Genomic DNA, 19,524 nt, shown 5'->3' on the forward strand with positions numbered 1-19,524 from the left:
ACATTGAGGAAACTGACATGCCAAAATCATCCATTCGGACGTTGTTCGCGGCCGCCGCGGTGCTTTGCTCTGCCATCGCTCCGGCAAGCGCCGAAGACAGCCAACAACCAAAGGCCAACATCGACTTCCTGAAGATCGATGCAGACATCACGCTTAGAAGAATGGTGGTGCATAACCCGAGACCGAAGGGGACCGTTCTCTTCCTGCATGGCTTTCCGGAGACCCTCTATGCCTGGAAAGATGTTTCGCTCGCCCTTGGCAATGACTACGAGGTTCATGCTTTCGACTGGCCAGGTTACGGTCTCTCATCACGGCCAGCGGTCGACAGATTTTCCTATGCGCCCAAGGACTACGCGCGCGTCTTGAACGAATACCTGGCGAAAGCGGATATCGACACCTCGAAGTTGACGATCTACGCAACCGACATCGGAGCCCTGCCAGCGCTGCTCCTGGCATTGGAAAAGCCTGATATCGCCAGGACGATCATTGTCGGCGACTTCGCTCCCTTCAACAGGCCCCAGTACATGTACGAGAGCCTGCAAAGCCTGAAAGTGGCGGGAGCGACTGGTCAGGCGCGTGCCCAGCTGAACAAGAATCGCGCCGATATCCTCGAGAACGCCTTCAGACGAGGCCTGCCCAAAGAAGCGCAGTTCGAGGTTTCGCAGGAATTCAAGGACGACATGGCCAACGGCTGGAACCATGGCGCTTTGACGACGGCAGACGCTTTCTCATTCTACTATTCTCACTTCACGCGGGACCAGGACTATTTTGAATCGCAATTGGCCCGGTTCAAAACACCCGTAAATGTGGTTTGGGGTGAGAAAGACCTCTACATCAAGAAGGAAATGGGGCTCGAACTCGCCTCAAGGCTCCCCGCAAAACTCAATCTCCTTGCCGGCGTTGGGCATTACCCTCATCTGCAGAGCCCGAAGCAAACGATTGAAGAGGTTCGCGCATCATTTCGGTGACGGCGCGTAGCTGTCAGGCCGCCGATCCATACCCACTGCAAGTCGTACGAAGCCGCGGCAGGGCCCAGTCGATGAAGGCGCGCACCTTCAGTGCGAGAAGGCCTTGACGCGAATAAACGATGTGGATCGGTTTCGCCTCGCCGCCATAACCTTGCAGGATCGGCACAAGCGCGCCGGTGGAGAGCTCCTCTGGCACCTGGTAGTCAAAGACCCGGGCGATACCGATGCCACTTAACGCGGCGGCAACACAATTGGCCGCCGTGTTGACTTCGATCCGGGCGATCGGAAGAGCTTCGATCAGTTTACCGTCGAGGTCAAATCCCCAGAAGAACGAGCGGTTGTTGAACATGATGCCGTCATGCTTCGGCAGGTCGCTCGGATGCTCAGGCACGCCATGCCGCTTGAGATAAGCTGGACTGGCAACCGTCAGAAGGCGAAACTCGCCAGCCTTGACTGCGTAAAGAGAGCTGTCGGCAAGTTCCCCGAGACGAATGGCAACATCCACCTGCTCGTTGACGAGATTGACTGAGCGGTCCAACGACAAGATGTTCAAGGAGACTTCCGGGTGCTTGTCCATGAAGTCCAATGCAATCGGCAGCACGTAGCGGCTTCCGAACTCCACCGGCATCGTGATCGTCAACGTTCCGCGCGGTGTTTGATATTCACCCGAGGCGCGTCGCTCGGCCTCCTCCAGGTCCGCCACGATCTTCCGCGCCGCTTCGACATAATCACGACCGGCATCAGTAAGTTGCAGGTTTCGGCTTGTGCGAATGATTAGGTTTGCACCGAGGTGCCGCTCGAGATCAGCGACTTTGCGGCTGACACTCGGCAAGGGAGCATTCAGCTTGCGGCTGCCAGCCGACAAACTTCCGGCGTCGACCACCGCAAGCAGTACCCGCATGGCATCAAGTCGATCCATTGGACCCCGCGACTAGAGCATCCCGCTTTCAAGTGGAATCACCGAAAGCGGATAAGATGCTCTACAATCAAAGTGCTAGAGCGTCCTTTGTGCGTTCATCTGAACGCACGGCGCTCTAGAATTTGCCCATAGGTACTGCATTCGTCCGATGGTGACTACAGGCCTTGACCAGACGTCTGGAAGTCACACACGTCGTGGAGGGGCAGTCGAACCCTAGCTCTTCTCGACTTGTTCAGCGAGACGTCGAAGCCCTGGCAGATCGCAGAGAAGCAGCTTCTGTCGTCCACCCTGCACCAGTCCCCGCCCCTCCCACGCGCTGAGAATGCGCGAGACGGTGTGGAGCGTCGTGCCGGTCATTTCGGCTATGTCCTGCCGGGAAATGGGAAAATCGATGCGCACGCCAAGCTCTTCGCGCTTACCCGCCTGTTCGGCCAGCCGCAGAACCGCGTGCGCGACGCGGCGTTCGACTTCCTCGGTCGACATCTCGCGGATGCGGGTATGGGCCTCGTCGAGCCGCTGGCCGATCGTGTGCATCGCATTGATGGCCAGATGCGGATTGCTCTCGACGAACACGTTCCAGAGCTCGGTCGGCCAGGCGAGGACGAGGCTTTCCGTTGCCGTCATCGCCGTTCCCGGATAGTCGCTGCGCTGCAGCGCGCGGGCAAAGCCGAACAGATCGCCCGGATTGACGACACGGACGATGATCTGTTGTCCGTCGCGGGTGACCTGAGTGACCTTAAGGCGTCCGTGCAGAAGCAGATAGAATGAGTCGGCCGCAGCCCCCTGCTCGAAGACGGCCTCATTCTGGGGGACGCGCCGCACGGTCGCGTGCGCCAGGAGCTTGTCCAGCTCCTGATCGCTCATCTTCTGAAACAGCGGGAGTGATTTGACGAGTGTTCGGTCCAGTGCAGCCACGTCGTTTCCTGTCTCCTGCGGATCGGCGATGCGGGCTGCTATATCACGTGCGATCGGGAGGAAGAAGCGGACAACACCCTTTCGCCGCCCTTAAGCGGCGATAATCAAGGCCCCGCGCTGTTACACCGCACCGGGGAAACGGCGCTCGAAGGCGTACAGCATGTTCGCATACCAACGATCGTCGCGAACCAGGCGGAAGCCGAGATTGTCCGGCGGCACGCCGACCGCGCAACCGCCGCTCTTCGGATCGCGAATGAAAAAGCTCATCGACGCACGGTGCTTGCCGTCGACGACGTAGATCCCGCAGGCTGGCGATATCTTCAGCACTTCGCCATCGACGCCGATCGTCACGCGACGGTGGCAGGTCTGCGTCCATTCCCAGACATTGCCGTCGAGATCGGCGACGCCGAATTCGTTTTCGCCGAACGTGCCCGACGGTTGCGGCATTGGGTTCTTCGACTTCTGCCGCGCGGATTCGCGCTCGTAGTCGGCAAGCCACCGGAGCGCCGGATTGTCCTTGCTGCCGTCAATGCCGAGCGCGTCGTCGGGAAATTTCCGGCCGGCCGCAAAGGCCCATTGCCGATCGGTCGGCAGACGCCAGACCTGCCCCGTCTTTTCCGTCAGCCAGGCGGCATAGTTGCTGGCGTCGGTGTAGTTGACGCCGGTCATCGGGGTATCATTGCCGAGGCTTGCCGCCGGCTCACCCTTCTCGCAGGCGCCGTCTTCGACGCAACGCTGATAGTCCGTGCGGCTAACCTGGTACTTCATGATCCTGAACGGTTTCGCGAGCGTCGCATCAACCAGCGGTGCATCGACGGCAAAGCCATTCTTGATGAAGTGGCCTTCGGCCCGGTATTCCATGCGGCGCGGCTCGATCGTCACTGTCACTGGCGCTTCGATGCGGGTGTCGACCGTTGCGTCGAGGTCATCCAGCAGCCCGACCTTGGCCGAAAGCACCCCGCCGATGGCAACCAGCAGCAAAGCTGGAACGGCGACGGAAAACACCGAAACCGAATTCTTGTGACGTCTATCGCGCATGTTCTTCCCCTTCTATTGGCATGCGCCGATGGATCCGGCGCATGCCTTTGTCGCTGCCTCGCGCTGCCCAAAGACCTCTTCGGGCAACGCGGCCAATTGTCATATCGGGGCTACATCGAAGCCGGCTTGACGACCGAGGTCATCAGATCGTCGTTCCACTCGCCGGTGACCTTGAAGTGTCCGGCCGCGCCCAGTTCGAAGGCCTCGATCAGGTTGTGGTTGACGTAGGCATAGATGCCCGGCTGCCGGAATGTGTAGAAGGCCGCGCCGGCCGTGCCGCCCGGAATGAACCAGGTTTCCTGATCGAGCTCGGGCGGATTACGGAATTTGCCGGTTGCCCAGACATAGTCGCCGTGTCCACCGATCAGGTGTGGCCGTGTGTCGCGGTTGGCCTGCGAGTGGATGACGAGCACATGTTCGCCAACGGCCGCTGTCAGCGCCCTCTCTCCAGTCAGCGCTCCGACCGCGCCATTGAAGACGACGTGGGTCGGGGTCAGCGTGCGCATCACCTTGACGGTATCTTCATAGGCTTCGCCGGGCGTTTCGTATTTCTTGTAATTGCCGGCTTCGTCGCGTGGGATGTAGAAATCCTGCTCGCCCACGTAGTAGACCTTGTCATAGGTCAGCGGCTGTCCCTTCTCATCCTTCAGCCCGTCACGCGGCAGCACCATGATGGCGCCGTTCATGCCCGAGGTAACGTGCCAGGGCACCATGCCTTCCGGCGCGCAATGGTAGACGAAGACGCCAGGTTTGGTCGCCTTGAAGCGCAAGGTCGTCTCCTCGCCGGGATTGACCTGCGTCAGGCCGCCACCGCCCAAGGCCCCCGTTGCTGCGTGAAAGTCGATATTGTGCAGCAGCGTGTTGGTGGCGGGGTTGATCAATCTGAGTTCGACATAGTCGTTCTCGTGGACGACCATCAGCGGACCGGGAACCGAGCCATTGAATGTCATGGCGTGCACTTCGGTGCCGTCGCCGTCAATGACCAGCTTCTTTTCTTCGATGGTCATGGTGAACTCGACCACGCGCGGGCCGGTCTTGGCGACCTGATCGTGAGCATGAACGAAGGGCGGAGCGACGAGGTCGACCTTGACCCGTTCCAGTGTCGCAATGTCGACCGGCGCCGTGTCCGCTGCCGCGGGAGCGGCGGCCGTTGCGGCCTGGGTCGAGGTCGCCGTCAGGATCGGCGTCAGCGCGCCAGCGAAGGCGGCGCCGGCCAGAATCGTCCGGCGAGTCATCTGCAGCTGTTCTGTCATCATTGCTCTCCTTGGGCATGACCGCGCGACCGGAGTGGCCGTCCGAAAATCATGCCGAAATTCAACGTGTTACGGTGTCCTCTGCCGTCCCTGGCGGGCTCACCTCAGGTTTTGACCACAGGTTTTTCAGTAGTCATGCCTCAAGTAGAACCGAGAGCGAATGACGTCTTTGTCTTGGAACAAATCGCCCCGGAAAGTGGATGTTTTTCTGCAAATCTTCACGGGGGCGGCGTTCGCCAGGCTCTATAATTGCGTTTTCGCAAAGATGCCTGGGCAAGCCCCGGATAAATCGATCCCATCCACCCGTCCGCTCGACGAAAGAACAGGATCGAACAATGTTTAGTTACTTCAGCAAACCAAGGCCTAGCGGAGGAATCCCGCGCGGAATCGCCACCACCGGTCCCGTTCTATTTTCCTATGGCTTCAGACCCTTCTTCCTCGGCGCCAGTCTCTGGGCGATCTTCGCCATGGCCGGATGGATTGCCGCCCTTACCACGGGTATCGACATTGCCGGCGAATATGGCCCTGCCCATTGGCACGCACACGAGATGCTCTTCGGGTTCTCATCCGCCGTACTCGCAGGCTTCCTTTTGACCGCTGTTCCGAACTGGACCGGCAGGCTGCCAGTTTCTGGCAGGCCGCTCGCCTACCTGTTCGCCCTGTGGGTTGCCGGGCGGCTGGCGCTGCTTGCAACCGATGTTATCGGATTGAAGTTCGCAGTGATCATCGAGGCCGCCTTCATGCCGGCGTTGCTCGCGATCTGCGCGCGCGAAATCATCGTCGGTCGGAAGTGGAAGGATCTGAAAATCGTCGGCGGTCTGGTTCTCCTTTCAGCCGCCAATGCGTGGTTCCATATCTCCGTCGTCCGTGAACTCGACGTCGATGCGGCGGCACGGCTGGCGATCGGCGCTTATGTCATGCTGATCATGATTGTCGGCGGCAGAATTCTGCCAAGCTTCACCCGCAACTGGCTGAACAAGTTCGGCCGGACCGACTTTCCGGTTCCCTATAACCGCTTTGACACACTGACGATTCTCGTCGGCGTCGCTGCTCTTGTCTGCTGGACCTTCGCGCCGCAACATATCGTCACGGCTACGGTAGCGTCCGCCGCCTCGTTGCTGCAGGCGGCCCGGTTTATCCGCTGGCGCGGGTGGACCACGTGGCCGGACAAGATCGTGTTCGTCCTGCACGCGGCCTATGCCTTCGTTCCACTCGGCTTTGCCGCCGTTGCGGCAGGCGCGGTCGGCGCTCTCGACGCGTACCCCGTCATGCATGTGATGACCGTTGGGGTCATAGCCTGCATGATGCTGGCCGTCATGACGCGCGCAAGCCGTGGACACACCGGACGGCCCTTGGCTGCATCGAACCTCAGCTGCGCCTCTTACATCGCCATCATCGGCGCGGCGCTGGCGCGCCCCTTCGCCGAGATCCTGCCGGCGCACTATCATCACCTGCTCGCGCTATCGGGAGCACTCTGGATCACAGCCTTTGCGCTGTTCTGCATCGAATACGGTCCGATGCTGGTTCGCGCCCGGCGCGCGCCACGGGGTACTGCGTAGCGCCCCGGGTAAGTTGGTTCTGCATAACCAAAAAAGAAGGTTGCCGCCGCTGCGGCAACCTTCCGACGAGGCCATGTACTCATAAAGACGTCGCCCCGCAGGATCGAAGCTTGTGCCTCCGACAGCGCGCGTGAGGCGAACCTCTCGAAAATCGCTAGCGCAGCCAATAACCGGTCATTGGCTGCGCTAAAAAAAACGATGGGGGCAGAAACACTTGCCACGGCGGCAGACGCAAGAAATCTAGCACTCATGCAGTGCCTGTGGTTCATTTCTTCGATGACTTCCCAGCGGGTCGGGTGTCGGACCGTATGCAAAACATCCGGAACCCGCGGCGCGTGTTCAATCAACCTTCTCGAAGTCGCCTGGCTTCCAACTCTTGTCGAACCATGGCTCCAATGGAGCATACAGCCGCAACAGCGAATTCCAGCCCTTGCCAGGTATGGTTTGAACCCAGTTTCCCTCTTGTCCCGACGGAGCCTCTGGAGAGAACCAGACTGTCACCGAACCGTCCTCGTTCTTCTTGATGCCCGGCTGGTTGCTGTCGATGCCTGCGAGCTTCTGGTCAGTCTCCAGCATTGATCTGGTCTGATTGTCATAGACCGTGAACGACCAGAACTGTCCGACCGGAACGGGGGCAGGCAAGGTGATTTTGTATGTCTTGCTGCCGTCGAGATAGGTTCCGGTCGAGTCCCTGACCGCAAACGCGTAGGCTGAGCCGGTGCCGGGCTTCGCATCTGCCATCGCAGGTGTGATCCCCGTCGCCGCGTAGTGGAACATCGTGCGCGCGTCGAGCATGCGTTCGCCGTCGTTCAGGAACTGATAGCTGTTGCCGATGAAGCCATTGTTCCATTGACGGTCGGGGTAAAATTTCGCGCGTTCATCGCGGGGAGCAAAGACCATGGACCGGGCCGTCGCATTGCCGACCGCAACAGCCTCGGTGAGGATTGCCCTCATGCGGGCATCAGGCGCGAACGGCTTGCCCTTCTTGATGCCAATAGATGCGAACAGGCCGACAATTTCGGGATCGAATGCATCGCCCGGCTCGGTCTGGATGACGCTGTTCAGCTCCTCGTAGAAATGGAAGTCATTGGCATGGACCGTATTCATCTGCTTGCCGGAGATGTTGATAAAGGTGGTTTCCGGCGGCTCCTTGCCCGCCGACAGCGGATAGACACGCGCATGGTCCTTCACGCTCCTGACTGCCGCAGCGATGTCGCCGTCCTTTACGAAGGCGCGGTAGAGAATCAGGTTTGTGTTGGTCGGCGACTTGGTGGCAAAGTAGCCTTCAGCAGGCAACTCGCCGGAATAGTCTGGTGGCACGAAAAGATATTTCCCACCTTTACCGCGGTCGGGTCCGATGAGGCCCACATCGGTGACGTAGCGGAAGTATGCGTCGTCGACGGGTCCGAGGACGCCTGGAGGTACCTCCGCGACGACTGGTCCGTTCGTAAGATCAACGCAGAAAAAGACGTAGACGGTTGTCGTATTCGCGGTCAGAAACAATGAACGCGCGTCCATAAGATTTTCCGTAATGCCGATGCCCTTGTTTTTCGCGGCCCCGACGTCCTCCAGGCCCTGGCACAGTGCGTAGACAGATGCGGCTGGCATTCCCGATAGAAACGCTTCGACGCCCCTTGAAAAGTCGATGTTGTCATAAACCTTCTGCACCGTCTCTTGATCGGGAAGACCGTCCGAGAACTTCAGGGTTCCGATGCGAGTTTCCACGGTATCCGGCGTCTGGATGCTCGCTGGGACATCGGCCATGAATTTGGGCCCGAAATGGTCCTGCGCGGCAACGGACGTCGCTGAGACGAGCGAAAACAGCGCCAGCGCTGGCAATCGATTGAACCTGACCATGCACACTCTCCTGGACGTTGTCGGAGCGACATTAGCTGCAACCTCCCGATGAGCAAGTGTTGCAGCAAATCTCGACATAATCGCACACAGATTTCATTTGGACGGGTCCCTCGTTCATTCACTTGCGGATCGGGCAACCGCATACGGACTCAAGGCGACATTGAACGCGAGCCTGTCTGGGATCATATCCTGAGAGCGATCTCGAACCTGAACGGTGCTGTGGTTCAGATGATTGACAGCACAGTGCGCACCAGCACGCTACATGCGTGCAAGTTTACACGTCCACGACCTAATACCTGGCAGATGCCTCGCGCATCATTTCCGGGGTCCATGGCGGCTCGTAGGTCAGCCGCACTTCGGCATATTCGACGCCGGGAACGTACCAGACGCAGTTCTGCACGGCTTCCTTGAGAAAGGCCGTGGCGGGGCAGGCCTTTATCGTCGTGGTCATCGTTACGCGGACGATGCCGCCATCCTGGACAGCAATGTCGTAGATCAAACCGAGATCCACGACATTGGACCCCATTTCCGGATCGACGATCATCCGCAGGGCGCTGCGAATGCTTTCGACCAGCTCTTCGCGTTCAGTCGGCTGCATTTTCGTCCCCCTTCTGTCCACCGACGCGGATCAGGATGCGATAGGTCTCGCCCGCCGCGTCGAAGTTCCCGGCCCATTTGTGACCGCGTTTGGCTAGTTCGGGGTAGAGAAACAGCGGCTCGCGCGCGAGAAGTGCGAAAAGCACCTCGCCGGCCTGCATCTTTTCCACCACGGCGAGGATGCGAACCATCGGCTCGGGCGGGTCCAGATCCGTCAGATCGAGCTGGCGCGCGGGATCCGGCCATGCGTCCAGATCCGTGTCGCCGGCGGAGACCCTGATCTCATCGACCTGTTCCTCCGGCGTGAATAGAACCTCCCAGTCGCCGTTGCCGAGCGGCTGGTCCTGGTGGGCAAAGCCGCGGCCGGCCATGACGCTGAAAAGCGGCACCGGCCTGAACGTTGCAATCAGTTTGAGCGGTTGTCCGGGTGCCAGACCGTCGACGGCGCGCATGATGGCCTGGAACGGATCGCTACCGCTCTTGAGAAGCGGCCGGACGTCGAGCTCGATGGGGTCTTTGGTCATGGTTGTCTCCGTGACTGAAACGATGGGAAGAAGAGATGCGGACGGGCGAAGCCGCCAGGAAGCCGAAGATTACTGGGCACGTTGCTGAGCCTTCGTGTTGCCACGAATTCCCAAAGCAACGCATTGACCGCAATCAACTGGCCAAAGCTGCTCGCCTGAAACAGCAATGCGTTGTCGAAATAGAGCGCTGTCGAGGCAACGATCACGGTGAGATAGTAGAGGCGAAACCAGAACGTCGCACGCGTTTCGACGACCAGATCCTGAACGCGCGGCGTCGGCATGCGTCCAAGCAGCGCGCCGTAGCATTCGAGCCAGGTGATGAAGGGAACGATCTTGTAAAGCTGCGCCAACCCCATGCCCGTCAGCCAGCCAAAAGTGACGAGATAGACAAGCGCGCCCACGCCTTCTTCGATTTGGCCGCTGACGATCAAAGCTACGAAGAACACGGTCGCGACTATCAGCGCCACGAAAGCGCCGATGCCGGCGCGGCTGTTCAATTCGATGAGCTTGCGTTTGCGCTCGCGGTAGATCCGCACGATGTCCGCCATGTAAATTCCAATGGCGATCACACCGGCGAGCGCCGCACCGACGAGAAGGGGCGTCCGCCCGTCCGAACCGGAAAGGATCATCGGCACAATGCAGACGATCATTCCGAGGGCAACAGCACCCAGCGCCCAGACGATCCTGCTACTATGCCGTTCGCGGTCCGGCGACAGCATGAACATGGTCAAAAGACGGTAGCTGACCCCCATGGTCGTAAAACTCAGCCAGCCGCCCAGCCCCAACGTGGCATGGAGCGAAACACCTTCGAGCGTCAGATCGATCGCGGCCGGCGCATCGGCAAGTCCGGCAAGGACGAATGCGTAGATGCCACCGAGAAAGAAGGTCATGACCAGCGAGCCAAGACCAACGGCGACGAACCGCGCGGGCAAGGGCAGCGGTCGCGCCTGCCAAAGCGTCGATGCAAAGATGATGATGAGCAGGCCGAAACCGGCGATCGTCACAGTCGCCCCGAACGGCAGAAGGAGCGGTGAAAGGCTGTTGGCGCCTGCGAGGCTGGCAAAACCAAGCACCAGGCTGGTTATGCCGACAACCAGCAGCACCAGAGCCGGAAGAGCCAGGTGGGGAAGCGAAAGCGGCCGACCAACGAGAACAGGCACGAACTGCAGCAGGGCCCCCGCCATCAAGAGGCTGAGCCATCCGAGCGCAATGGTATGGACGAGCGCCAGCGTCTCAGGGGCCTCGATGGATGAAACCGGATATCCGAAGCCGAGGACCATCATGATCTCGCCGATGGCAAGAAAGATCAGCGCAGCCGCGAAATAGGACATCGTCCAGCGGGAAAGCGTGGCACCGAACATCGCGGTTCATCCAGAAGAGCGCATTTCCAGGAAAGTGCGAAGCGGCTTTCCGGCCGGAAATGCGTAAACACAAAGAGATAGAGCGTTCCTGCGGCTACGCCTAAACTGGAAACGCCCTAGCCGGGACACTCGTATCAGTGGCCGCTGCTGCTGCCGCAGCAGCAATCGCAGCCGGAGGCCTGTTGCCGGCCGATCTCGACCCGCCAGACATCCGGTCCCTGCTCGAGGTAATCCCAGGTAAATTCGCCGGGGTAGCGGCTTTCCAACTGATAGTGCAGCGGACGCGGATCATGGTCGTTGACGATGATGAAGGAGCCGCCCTCGGCCAGCGCATTGAGCATGCCGAAGATCTTCGGATGGCGCTCCACCGGCGGGATGGTGCGCACGTCGATGAAGGGCTTGGTTTCTGTTTCTGCAGTGGTCATCTCAGTCCGTTCAGGGCGCCGTTGTTGCCTCAGCTTCCGGGAAACGCCGGCGCAAACGGCCCGGATTTGCAAAGGCTAATGCCGACGGCAACGCGACATTTTGTCGAAGCGCAAACAAATCCCGCTTTGCGCCTTCATGGTCGGTTACTTGGCATTTCGCAAAGAACGACGGGGGCACGCGGCCTAGAAACGGATCGATTGTTTCGACAAGCCGATAGGAACCGCCATGCAGTCCACCGCCCTTTTGAAATATGCCGAGATGCGCTTGCCGCGCTACACCAGCTACCCGACCGCACCGCGTTTTTCCGCCGGTGTCGATCGCACGACCTACGCCGATTGGCTCGGCGCGGTTCCCGAAGATCGGGATGTGTCTCTTTATCTGCACATCCCCTTCTGTCGATCGATGTGCTGGTATTGCGGTTGCCACACCACGATTACCCGGCAGGACGAACCGATCCTCGATTACCTCAACGTGCTGAGGCAGGAGATCGGCATGGTGGCCGATCATGTGTCCGCGCCGCTGCCGATCGGCGAGGTCCATTTCGGCGGCGGGACGCCGACGATCATCGAGCCGGAAGAGTTCCTTTCCCTGATGGCCCTCCTGCGCGAACGCTACCTGTTTGGTCAAAAGACAGGCGTGGCTGTCGAAATCGATCCCCGACGCCTGACCGCAGCCATGGCGCAAGCGCTTGGCGAAGGGGGCGTTGGACGCGCCAGCCTCGGCGTACAGAGCTTCGACCCGGTCGTCCAGAAGGCGATCAACCGCATTCAGACAGAACAGCAGACGGCGGATGCAGTGGCGCATCTTCGCAAAGCCGGTGTCACCGGAATCAATTTCGACCTGATCTATGGATTGCCGCACCAGACGGTTCGCTCCTGCGTCGAGACGGTCCAGGCGGCAGTGGCGATGCGGCCGGAGCGCTTCGCCGTCTTCGGCTACGCGCATGTGCCGTCGTTCAAGAAACACCAGCGCATGATCGACGAGAACGTTCTGCCCGACGCTTCGGCGCGCACCGATCAGGCGCTCGCCATCAGCGAGGCGCTCTGCGAAGCGGGTTACCGCCAGATCGGGCTCGACCACTTCGCCCTGCCCGACGACGATCTCGTGCTCGCGCAATCCTCTGGCACGCTTCGGCGGAATTTTCAGGGCTATACCACGGACAATTGTGAAACGCTGATCGGTTTCGGCGCCTCGGCAATCGGCCGGTCACAAGCCGGCTACGTGCAGAACGAGGTTCCCCCAGGACTTTATGCAAGCCACATCGCGTCTGGACGGCTGGCAACGACCAAGGGATATCGTTTGACCGATGAGGATCGCCTGCGTGCCGCGATCATCGAGAGACTGATGTGCGACTTCACGGTCGACATCAAGGCAATCGCCACCGCACACGGACGCGACCCGAACGTCCTTCTCGGTGGCAATGCACGGCTGACGACGATGGCCAATGACGGCGTGCTGGATATCGCCGACGGCGTCATAACGGTAAGTCAGGATCATCGCTTCGTGATCCGCGCCGTGGCCGCAGCATTCGATGCCTATATCGACGACGCGCCACGCACGCACAGCAAGGCGGCCTGAACCTCGGCTGACCACAAACACGAAAAGGCCCGGTCGAGACCGGGCCTTTTCGCGTTGTACCTGACCGTTCTATCCCGCCAGGCTTCGGTAGATCGCCGGCAATGCCGCCGGCAGCCGGGCGATATTGCCGACCAGCGCATAACCGTTCTGGCCGAACATGGCAGGCACATAGGACCGCGCCTCCCGGTCGACGGTGACGGCAAAAGCGCTGATGCCGCTTCGGCGCGCTTCCATCACCGCCCTGCGGCTGTCCTCCAGCGCGAAGCGTCCCTCATAGTGATCGACGTCGTTCGGCTTGCCGTCGGTCAGGACCAAAAGCAGCTTCTTGCGGTTGGGCTGCCTCTGGAGCTCTGATGTGGCATGGCGGATAGCCGCACCGATGCGGGTGTAATATCCCGGCTTCAATGCGGCGATACGGGATTCGACCAGCGGGCTCATCGGCTCGTCGAAAGCTTTGACGCTTTCCACTTTCACCCAGTCGCACCGCCGCGAGGTGAAAGTGAGGATCGAATGATTGTCGCCGCAGGCCGAAAGGCCATGGGCGAGAATGAGCAGCGCCTCCTTTTCGACGTCCAGCACCCGGCGATTGTCGGACCAGGCATCGGTTGAAAGCGAGACGTCGACCAGGATGGTGACGGCGAGGTCGTGAACCTGCGGGCGGCTCATCAGATGGATGCGATCGCTCCCCTGCCCGCCGGCCGCCAGATCGGTGCGAGCCCGCACCACGGCATCGAGATCGAGATCGGCGCCGTCGATCTGCGCGCGCAGGATCTCGTTGCGCGGACGCAGCACTTCGAACTGGCGCCGTACCCGCCGGATCAGGCTCCTGGTTTCCGGTGTGAGTTCAGCCCGGTCCTCCATGCCCGAGGCTGGGCTGGCCAGCACCCGGCAATGGTCTTTCAGATAGCTCGACGTCCTGTAGTTCCATTCGGGATAGGTCAGTTCTGATGTCAGCGGCGTCGGGTCGACGGCTTCCGGCGGCAGGTCGAGATCGAAGCGAAAACGCGCAGACGGGCGGCCCTTCCGCTCGCCAAGCGTCATCTCGTCAAGATCCTGTGCGGCCTTGTTGTCGTGTTCGTCGCTGTCGTCGGATGGCCGGTCGACATTGACCATCTCGGCCATCGCCAGAATTTTTTCGAAGCGGTTGAGGATGAAGGGGCTACGATCGCCCTTGCGGTTCTCCGGGTTTTCCCTGACGGCCACGTGCCGTTCGGTCTCGGCGATCTGGCTGGAGGCGGCACCTGTTGCCGCCACATCGTCATCGCGTTCGGTAATGGTCTCGGGTCGCAGCAAGGTATCGGGCCACAGCGGCACCGGCAGCAGCGGCAAATATCCCGGCGGCGCGCGATGCGGGAAGATTGCCGGCAAAGTCGTATCCGGCTGTCCGGCCGCCTTGCGCAACAGCCGCAGGACACGGTTTTCGACATGCTGCTCTACCGACGGGAGTGAACCGCGCTGGCGCTCGATAAGAACGGCTTCAGCCAGGCGGCAGTATTTATGGCGCATGCCCGGAAATCGCTGAAAGACCTCCGCCACGGTTTCCTGCGCCTGCGACAGATACGTAAGGTCGGCCTGTAACGGGTCGGCCTCATCACGCGGGGCAAGCGGCATGGTCGCCATATAGGCGACCAGCCAGAGATAGAGGTCAATGTTGAGTTTCCGGTCGGGAAAGATGTCGATCTCGCCGGGCAGCATCAACGAGGCGTGATCCCGGCCAGGCTGAACGAGCTTTTCCTCGCCGAGACCCATTTTCTGTCGCCACTTCAGACGGTGGCCAGACGTGCGGCCGCGTGCGGGGACGATCTGGACCGCGGTCTCGCCGCCGTGTCCTCGAAAGCTGATCGCCAGCATCGGCATCATGTCGGCCAGTTTGACAGCCTGCTCGGGATAACGTCGCCAGGTGCCGGTGTTGCCAATGAACCGGTGCCAGGCGCGCCCGACGGTTTCTTCGAGTTCTAGGAAATCCAGCATGGGCCTGTCCTCAGGCGATCAAGGAGGCGGCGACTTCGAGAAGGGCTGCCCGCACGTCCGGCTCGTCGGTCAGCGGCTCGATCATCGCAGCGCGCACCGCGTCCCTGATCGGCATTCCGGCATCGATCAGGCAGGCGCAATAGACAAGCAGCCGTGTCGAGACGCCCTCCTCGAGATCATGCCCTTTGAGTGCGCGCAGGCGCTGAGCGAGGTTGACGAGTGGCGCGACCTGGCTTGCGGCCAGTCCGCTCTCGCGGGAGACCACTTCGATCTCCTGGTTGCGTGGCAGGAAATCGAACTCGATTGCGACGAAGCGCTGTCGGGTGCTCGGCTTCAGGCTCTTGAGCAGGTTCTGGTAGCCGGGATTGTAGGAGACGACCAGCATGAACGCTGAAGGCGCTTCGAGCAATTCGCCGGTCCGCTCCAGCGGCAACATGCGGCGGTCGTCTGTCAGCGGATGCAGCACGACGGTGACGTCCTTGCGGGCCTCGACGATCTCGTCGAGGTAGCAGATCCCGCCTTCACGCACGGCGCGCGTCAGGGGGCCATCGACCCAGATCGTATCTCCGCCCTTCAACAGGTAGCGTCCGGTCAGATCCGCTGCGGCCAGATCGTCATGGCAGGAGACGGTGGAAAGCGGCAGGCCGAGCTTTGCTGCCATATGGCTGACGAAACGCGTCTTGCCGCAACCGGTCGGCCCCTTGAGCAGCAGCGGCAATTGCCGGACCCAGGCATTCTCGAACAGCGCGCATTCATTGCCGGAGGGGCTATAGGCCGGAATGTCGATCGATACCGGTACCAGGCTTGGTTGAACAATGCTCATGGCATGACTCCGTAAAAAAGGAGGAAGGAGATTGGCCGGTCCGGGCAACCCGGACCGGCACGTTCATTCATTCTGCGGGCTGCATCGATGCGCTCAGCGTCTTGCTGCGTTCCCGGCCGGGGACGAGGATTGCCCAGACGAACATCAATGCCGAGATCAGCACGAAGACGCCGGAGCCAAGGCGGATCCAGTAGAACAGAGCGAGTTGGTCCTGGACGTCCATGTAGCTTTCACCGAGCACGCGCTGAAGGTGGGCCTGCAGCACACCGGCGAAGGTGAGCGCGAAGGTCATCACCGACATGGCCGTGCACATGATCCAGAAGCTGACCATCGAAAGCATCTGGTTATAGGGTGCCCGCCCGCGAATTTCGGGGATCGCATAGGCCATGACCGCAAGGTTGAGCATGACATAGGCACCGAAGAAGGCGAGGTGCCCGTGAGCGGCGGTCACCTGCGTGCCGTGGGTGTAGTAGTTCACCGACGACAGCGTGTGCAGGAAGCCCCAGACGCCGGCGCCGAAGAAGGCCATAACCGAGCAGCCGATCGACCACAGCAGCGCCGCCCTGTTCGGATGCTTGCGGCCGGCCTTCCAGGTCATCACGAAGGTGAAGATCACCATGGTGAAGAACGGCGCAACCTCGAGCGTCGAAAACAGCGAACCGATCCACTGCCAGTAGCCCGGCGCGCCGATCCAGTAGTAGTGGTGGCCAGTGCCGAGGATGCCCGAAAACAGTGCCAGGCCGACGATGACATAGAGCCACTTCTCGACGACTTCCCGGTCGATGCCGTTGAGCTTGATCATCAGGAAGGCGAGCACCGACGCCATGATCAGTTCCCAGACGCCTTCGACCCAGAGATGAACGACGTACCACCAGTACATCTTGTCGAGCGCGAGATTGATCGGATTGTAGAAGGCAAAGAGGAAGAAGATCGCCACACCCCAGAGCCCGAAGATCAGGATGTTGGTGACGGTCGTCTTGCGGCCCTTAAGGACCGTCAACGTGATGTTATAGAGGAACATCAGAGCGACGATGACGATGCCGACCTTGATCGCGAAGGGTTGTTCGAGAAACTCTCGGCCTTCGTGGATGTGCAGGAGATAGCCGACGACGGCAATCGCAGCTGCGATCAGGAAGATCCAGAACTGCGCGATTGCGATCTTCGTGCTGTAAAGCTCGGTCTCCGCCTCTTCCGGCAGGAGATAATAAGTGGCCCCCATGAAGCCCATCAGCAGCCAGACGATGAGCGCGTTGGTGTGCACCATGCGAACGATGTTGAAAGGCAACAGTTCGGACAAGGTATTGGGAAGGACGTAGATGGTGCCGGCAAGGACGCCGAACAGCACCTGGGCGAGGAACAGGCCGATTGCTCCGTAGAAGTAGAGCATTGCGACCTTCTGGGTCTGGTATTTCATGATTTCACACTCCAATCGCAACGCTTAGCCGGCCTCGTTCGGCGGCCAGTTCTGGGTCTTGATGCGGCTCGTCCACTCCAGGAAATCGGCGAGGTCGTTGAGTTCCTGTTCGGTCAGGTTGAACTGCGGCATCTGGCGGCGCCCTTCGATGCCGCTCGGCTGGGCCGCCATCCAGGCCTTCATTGTCTCGCGCGCACCTTCCGGATCGGTCTCGCCGCCCCAGCGTTTCCAGACATTGCCGAGCTCGGGCGCGAAATAGGCGCCTTCACCGAGAAGCGTGTGGCAGTTGATACAGGCGTTCTTTTCCCAGACGTGCTTGCCGCGGGCGACGGCGTCCGTCAGGGTCGACTCATCGGTCGAGACAGTCCGCATGTAGTAGTGACTGTGGGCGGTAAGCCCGACAAAGATTGCAAAAAAGAAAAAGGACCCGCCGTAAAAGACGTTTCGGGCCCCGGTCTTGGTGAGGCGTTCTGCCATCACGTCATCCTTTCGACTTCGGCCGGCCGCAAACACCGTGGCCGGCTTATCTGATCCCCTCCCCGCTTGGCGCCGCGACGTGCGGCACCGACGAACTGTCGGGGCGCGACCCATGTCTAGGGATTTCCGAAGGGCCTTCTTTGCGTTTTGGCAAACAAGACAGAGAGTGGTTTCAAGCGGATAGCACCACGTCCATCGCAAGCTTGGCCAGGGCCAGAAGCGCAAGCATCATCGGCCAGGCCAAGAGGCCAAACCGCAGGCCAGCCGGCGCCTGGCCAAGGCCCATGAAATCGAGGGCAACAAGCCGGCATTTGATCACCGCCAGCACCAGCAGGGCCGCGATCACGAAAGCCGTGCCGCCGCAAAGCGTCATGATGGCCATGCCCGAAAGCACGATCGCGATCAGCACGGCAAAGGTATTGCGAAGTCGGCGCGCATTGTGATGGGTCATGGCGTTCACGCGAGATAGATGATCGGGAACATCACGATCCAGACAAGGTCGATGACGTGCCAGAGCGTGGTGATCAGAGCGATGTTTCCCGGGCTTGGGCGCCAGGCGACCAACAGCAGAATCACGCTGCCGAAGGCGACATGCAGCAGGTGGAAGCCAGTGATGAGGAAATAGAGCTCGAAGAAGGCGCCGAACTTCGGCAACCCGGCGACGGCGACTTCGGTCGAATATTCGAACAGCTTGATGGCGACGAAGGCGAAACCGAAGAGCGCGGCAAGAACGAGCGCGCGCCGGCGCGTCGGCGTCGAAGCTGCCGGACGCGTCGCCAGAGCCGCCTGCCAGCCGCTGGTCAGAAGAACGAGCGTATTGATACCTGCGAGCAACGGGTTGAGATGTGAACGGGCGGCGGCAAACGCGTCCGCCTGGATGACACCGACCACGAGAAAACCTACGAGCAGGATGCCGAAGGCGGCCAACTCGCTCCACACCAGCACCCAAAGCAGAAGGTCATCCGCGGATGCGTTCTCGTCTGCGTCTTGAACCGGGAGTGCCCGTCCGTCCATGCGCCAACTCCTTTGCCGGAACCGGCCGACACCTAGGCAGGCGGGGATGACCTGTCTTTGCGATTACGCAAAGAGGCCTGGCAACTGGGCTGATAGCAGCAGGATCATTCCAGGAGTTTTTCGATGACAGATGCTCAAATCGGCCTTTCCGTCGCAACCCCGATCATTGTCGGGTTCGCCATCCTTCTCTATCGCATGGGGGTCCTGCAGCGTGCGGCAACGCTGTCGGCTATCCTGTTTTCCGTCGCGATCGCCGTCGTGCTCTTCCTCGACCCGTCGCAATAGCCATGTCGCGGATGTCTCCTCACCAGGCGGTCACCATCCAGTTTGCGAAATGTCAAAGATCGCCCTTTCGATTGCGCCTAGACGTTTGAGGGATGACAAATCTCGCTGACGGAGCTGCCCATGCCCGGACGGACTGCCTTGGAAGAAGGCTATCAGAGCCTACTCGGATTGTGTGATCGCCTCGAGGCGATTGCCGACTCCCTGCCGCGCCGCATCGATGCGGCCGCTTGCAGCGAGATTGCAGAGAAGTTGCCATCGACGCTGCTGGCCGTGCACAGGCTTGAGGATCAGATCCTGTTTCCAGCCATCATGGCGGCAAGAAGCCCCAACGACGGACAGAGGCTGATCGAGCGTTTGCGCGACGAGCACCGGCATGACGGAAAACTGGCCGAGCAAGTCGCCCGCGTCCTCCATGAACTGCTTCACACGCGCTGCCCGCACAGCTGGGAGGCGATCGGCTACATGCTGCGCGCCTTTTTCGAAACCGTCCGGCGCCATATCGCGACAGAACGGTTGCTCCTTGCTGAGAGGATCTGAGGCCCAGT

20 protein-coding genes are annotated in these 19,524 nt (G+C 60.5%); 5 read left to right on the forward strand and 15 right to left on the reverse strand.

Translation table 11 applies throughout. The annotated features are described in order from the left end of the window. Positions 1–17 precede the first annotated feature (17 nt). Positions 18–968 carry an alpha/beta fold hydrolase gene (locus C6558_RS05765; RefSeq protein ID WP_107026946.1) on the forward strand — a complete coding sequence of 317 codons (951 nt, stop codon included), beginning with the start codon at positions 18–20 and terminating at the stop codon, positions 966–968. 13 nt (positions 969–981) lie between these two features. Here C6558_RS05765 and C6558_RS05770 read toward each other — a convergent pair whose 3' ends face one another. The 4 genes from C6558_RS05770 to nirK form a co-directional block, all read right to left on the reverse strand. Continuing rightward, the gene (locus C6558_RS05770; protein ID WP_025430195.1) at positions 982–1,887 is read right to left on the reverse strand and encodes a LysR family transcriptional regulator; all 906 of its coding nucleotides are present in this window, start codon (positions 1,885–1,887) and stop codon (positions 982–984) included. A gap of 213 nt (positions 1,888–2,100) precedes the next feature. Next, the gene (locus tag C6558_RS05775) at positions 2,101–2,802 is read right to left on the reverse strand and encodes a Crp/Fnr family transcriptional regulator (RefSeq protein WP_025430196.1); all 702 of its coding nucleotides are present in this window, start codon (positions 2,800–2,802) and stop codon (positions 2,101–2,103) included. Between the two features lie 120 nt (positions 2,803–2,922). Further along, positions 2,923–3,840 carry an SUMF1/EgtB/PvdO family nonheme iron enzyme gene (locus tag C6558_RS05780; RefSeq protein ID WP_025430197.1) on the reverse strand — a complete coding sequence of 306 codons (918 nt, stop codon included), beginning with the start codon at positions 3,838–3,840 and terminating at the stop codon, positions 2,923–2,925. Between the two features lie 110 nt (positions 3,841–3,950). Next, positions 3,951–5,093, reverse strand: a complete 1,143-nt coding sequence (gene nirK, locus C6558_RS05785; RefSeq protein WP_025430198.1) for a copper-containing nitrite reductase — start codon at positions 5,091–5,093, stop codon at positions 3,951–3,953. A gap of 335 nt (positions 5,094–5,428) precedes the next feature. On the opposite strand from nirK, the gene C6558_RS05790 reads away from it, so the two are divergent. Further along, the gene (locus tag C6558_RS05790; protein ID WP_025430199.1) at positions 5,429–6,652 is read left to right on the forward strand and encodes an NnrS family protein; all 1,224 of its coding nucleotides are present in this window, start codon (positions 5,429–5,431) and stop codon (positions 6,650–6,652) included. A 339-nt stretch (positions 6,653–6,991) separates the two neighbouring features. Here C6558_RS05790 and C6558_RS05795 read toward each other — a convergent pair whose 3' ends face one another. The 5 genes from C6558_RS05795 to C6558_RS05815 form a co-directional block, all read right to left on the reverse strand. After that, on the reverse strand, positions 6,992–8,416 hold the full coding sequence (locus C6558_RS05795; protein WP_371412242.1) for a DUF1254 domain-containing protein: 1,425 nt from the start codon (positions 8,414–8,416) through the stop codon (positions 6,992–6,994). Positions 8,417–8,798: 382 nt separating this feature from the next. Further along, positions 8,799–9,107: a metal-sulfur cluster assembly factor gene (locus tag C6558_RS05800; RefSeq protein WP_025430202.1), complete on the reverse strand. Its 309-nt coding sequence runs from the start codon at positions 9,105–9,107 to the stop codon at positions 8,799–8,801. Continuing rightward, positions 9,094–9,630 carry a DUF2249 domain-containing protein gene (locus C6558_RS05805; RefSeq protein WP_025430203.1) on the reverse strand — a complete coding sequence of 179 codons (537 nt, stop codon included), beginning with the start codon at positions 9,628–9,630 and terminating at the stop codon, positions 9,094–9,096. Before C6558_RS05805 ends, C6558_RS05800 begins: the two co-directional genes overlap by 14 nt. Then, positions 9,627–10,991 carry a hypothetical protein gene (locus C6558_RS05810; RefSeq protein WP_025430204.1) on the reverse strand — a complete coding sequence of 455 codons (1,365 nt, stop codon included), beginning with the start codon at positions 10,989–10,991 and terminating at the stop codon, positions 9,627–9,629. Before C6558_RS05810 ends, C6558_RS05805 begins: the two co-directional genes overlap by 4 nt. A gap of 134 nt (positions 10,992–11,125) precedes the next feature. After that, a complete protein-coding gene (locus C6558_RS05815) occupies positions 11,126–11,416 on the reverse strand; it encodes a DUF2249 domain-containing protein (RefSeq protein ID WP_025430205.1) in 291 nt (96 codons plus the stop codon). Positions 11,417–11,642: 226 nt separating this feature from the next. Between C6558_RS05815 and hemN the strand changes: the two genes are divergently transcribed. Continuing rightward, entirely contained in the window at positions 11,643–12,995 is a 1,353-nt protein-coding gene (gene hemN / locus C6558_RS05820; protein ID WP_057225852.1) for an oxygen-independent coproporphyrinogen III oxidase, read from the forward strand. A 69-nt stretch (positions 12,996–13,064) separates the two neighbouring features. Here hemN and C6558_RS05825 read toward each other — a convergent pair whose 3' ends face one another. The 6 genes from C6558_RS05825 to C6558_RS05850 all read right to left on the reverse strand — a co-directional run bounded on the left by C6558_RS05825 (position 13,065) and on the right by C6558_RS05850 (position 18,694). Continuing rightward, complete coding sequence (locus C6558_RS05825) at positions 13,065–14,966, reverse strand: nitric oxide reductase activation protein NorD (protein WP_025430207.1); 1,902 nt, start codon at positions 14,964–14,966, stop codon at positions 13,065–13,067. Between the two features lie 10 nt (positions 14,967–14,976). Next, positions 14,977–15,789 (reverse strand): CbbQ/NirQ/NorQ/GpvN family protein, encoded by an 813-nt coding sequence (locus C6558_RS05830; RefSeq protein ID WP_025430208.1) that lies wholly within the window; start codon positions 15,787–15,789, stop codon positions 14,977–14,979. A 67-nt stretch (positions 15,790–15,856) separates the two neighbouring features. Beyond that, on the reverse strand, positions 15,857–17,203 hold the full coding sequence (locus C6558_RS05835) for a nitric-oxide reductase large subunit (RefSeq protein ID WP_025430209.1): 1,347 nt from the start codon (positions 17,201–17,203) through the stop codon (positions 15,857–15,859). Between the two features lie 24 nt (positions 17,204–17,227). After that, entirely contained in the window at positions 17,228–17,680 is a 453-nt protein-coding gene (locus C6558_RS05840; protein WP_025430210.1) for a cytochrome c, read from the reverse strand. Between the two features lie 172 nt (positions 17,681–17,852). Then, positions 17,853–18,131, reverse strand: a complete 279-nt coding sequence (locus C6558_RS05845; protein ID WP_025430211.1) for a cytochrome C oxidase subunit IV family protein — start codon at positions 18,129–18,131, stop codon at positions 17,853–17,855. 5 nt (positions 18,132–18,136) lie between these two features. Then, positions 18,137–18,694: a cytochrome c oxidase subunit 3 gene (locus C6558_RS05850; RefSeq protein WP_025430212.1), complete on the reverse strand. Its 558-nt coding sequence runs from the start codon at positions 18,692–18,694 to the stop codon at positions 18,137–18,139. A 123-nt stretch (positions 18,695–18,817) separates the two neighbouring features. Here C6558_RS05850 and C6558_RS40280 point away from each other — a divergent pair, with 123 nt between their 5' ends. Together C6558_RS40280 and C6558_RS05855 are read left to right on the forward strand one after the other, a co-directional pair. Continuing rightward, positions 18,818–18,979 (forward strand): hypothetical protein, encoded by a 162-nt coding sequence (locus C6558_RS40280; protein WP_164474911.1) that lies wholly within the window; start codon positions 18,818–18,820, stop codon positions 18,977–18,979. A gap of 120 nt (positions 18,980–19,099) precedes the next feature. Next, the gene (locus tag C6558_RS05855) at positions 19,100–19,516 is read left to right on the forward strand and encodes a hemerythrin domain-containing protein (RefSeq protein ID WP_025430213.1); all 417 of its coding nucleotides are present in this window, start codon (positions 19,100–19,102) and stop codon (positions 19,514–19,516) included. The last annotated feature ends 8 nt before the right edge of the window (positions 19,517–19,524 follow it).

The sequence above is a fragment of the Ensifer sp. NM-2 genome (assembly GCF_003024455.1).
GTDB lineage: Bacteria > Pseudomonadota > Alphaproteobacteria > Rhizobiales > Rhizobiaceae > Ensifer > Ensifer canadensis.

Excerpts from the sequence above, each read along its gene's own strand:
- C6558_RS05765 (WP_107026946.1), top strand. The coding sequence starts at position 18 with ATGCCAAAATCATCCATTCGGACGTTGTTCGCGGCCGCCGCGGTGCTT.
- C6558_RS05770 (WP_025430195.1), bottom strand. The coding sequence starts at position 1,887 with ATGGATCGACTTGATGCCATGCGGGTACTGCTTGCGGTGGTCGACGCC.
- C6558_RS05780 (WP_025430197.1), bottom strand. The coding sequence starts at position 3,840 with ATGCGCGATAGACGTCACAAGAATTCGGTTTCGGTGTTTTCCGTCGCC.
- nirK (WP_025430198.1), bottom strand. The coding sequence starts at position 5,093 with ATGACAGAACAGCTGCAGATGACTCGCCGGACGATTCTGGCCGGCGCC.
- C6558_RS05790 (WP_025430199.1), top strand. The coding sequence starts at position 5,429 with ATGTTTAGTTACTTCAGCAAACCAAGGCCTAGCGGAGGAATCCCGCGC.
- C6558_RS05795 (WP_371412242.1), bottom strand. The coding sequence starts at position 8,416 with ATGGCCGATGTCCCAGCGAGCATCCAGACGCCGGATACCGTGGAAACT.
- C6558_RS05800 (WP_025430202.1), bottom strand. The coding sequence starts at position 9,107 with ATGCAGCCGACTGAACGCGAAGAGCTGGTCGAAAGCATTCGCAGCGCC.
- C6558_RS05805 (WP_025430203.1), bottom strand. The coding sequence starts at position 9,630 with ATGACCAAAGACCCCATCGAGCTCGACGTCCGGCCGCTTCTCAAGAGC.
- C6558_RS05810 (WP_025430204.1), bottom strand. The coding sequence starts at position 10,991 with ATGTTCGGTGCCACGCTTTCCCGCTGGACGATGTCCTATTTCGCGGCT.
- C6558_RS05815 (WP_025430205.1), bottom strand. The coding sequence starts at position 11,416 with ATGACCACTGCAGAAACAGAAACCAAGCCCTTCATCGACGTGCGCACC.
- hemN (WP_057225852.1), top strand. The coding sequence starts at position 11,643 with ATGCAGTCCACCGCCCTTTTGAAATATGCCGAGATGCGCTTGCCGCGC.
- C6558_RS05825 (WP_025430207.1), bottom strand. The coding sequence starts at position 14,966 with ATGCTGGATTTCCTAGAACTCGAAGAAACCGTCGGGCGCGCCTGGCAC.
- C6558_RS05830 (WP_025430208.1), bottom strand. The coding sequence starts at position 15,789 with ATGAGCATTGTTCAACCAAGCCTGGTACCGGTATCGATCGACATTCCG.
- C6558_RS05835 (WP_025430209.1), bottom strand. The coding sequence starts at position 17,203 with ATGAAATACCAGACCCAGAAGGTCGCAATGCTCTACTTCTACGGAGCA.
- C6558_RS05840 (WP_025430210.1), bottom strand. The coding sequence starts at position 17,680 with ATGGCAGAACGCCTCACCAAGACCGGGGCCCGAAACGTCTTTTACGGC.
- C6558_RS05845 (WP_025430211.1), bottom strand. The coding sequence starts at position 18,131 with ATGACCCATCACAATGCGCGCCGACTTCGCAATACCTTTGCCGTGCTG.
- C6558_RS05850 (WP_025430212.1), bottom strand. The coding sequence starts at position 18,694 with ATGGACGGACGGGCACTCCCGGTTCAAGACGCAGACGAGAACGCATCC.
- C6558_RS40280 (WP_164474911.1), top strand. The coding sequence starts at position 18,818 with ATGACAGATGCTCAAATCGGCCTTTCCGTCGCAACCCCGATCATTGTC.
- C6558_RS05855 (WP_025430213.1), top strand. The coding sequence starts at position 19,100 with ATGCCCGGACGGACTGCCTTGGAAGAAGGCTATCAGAGCCTACTCGGA.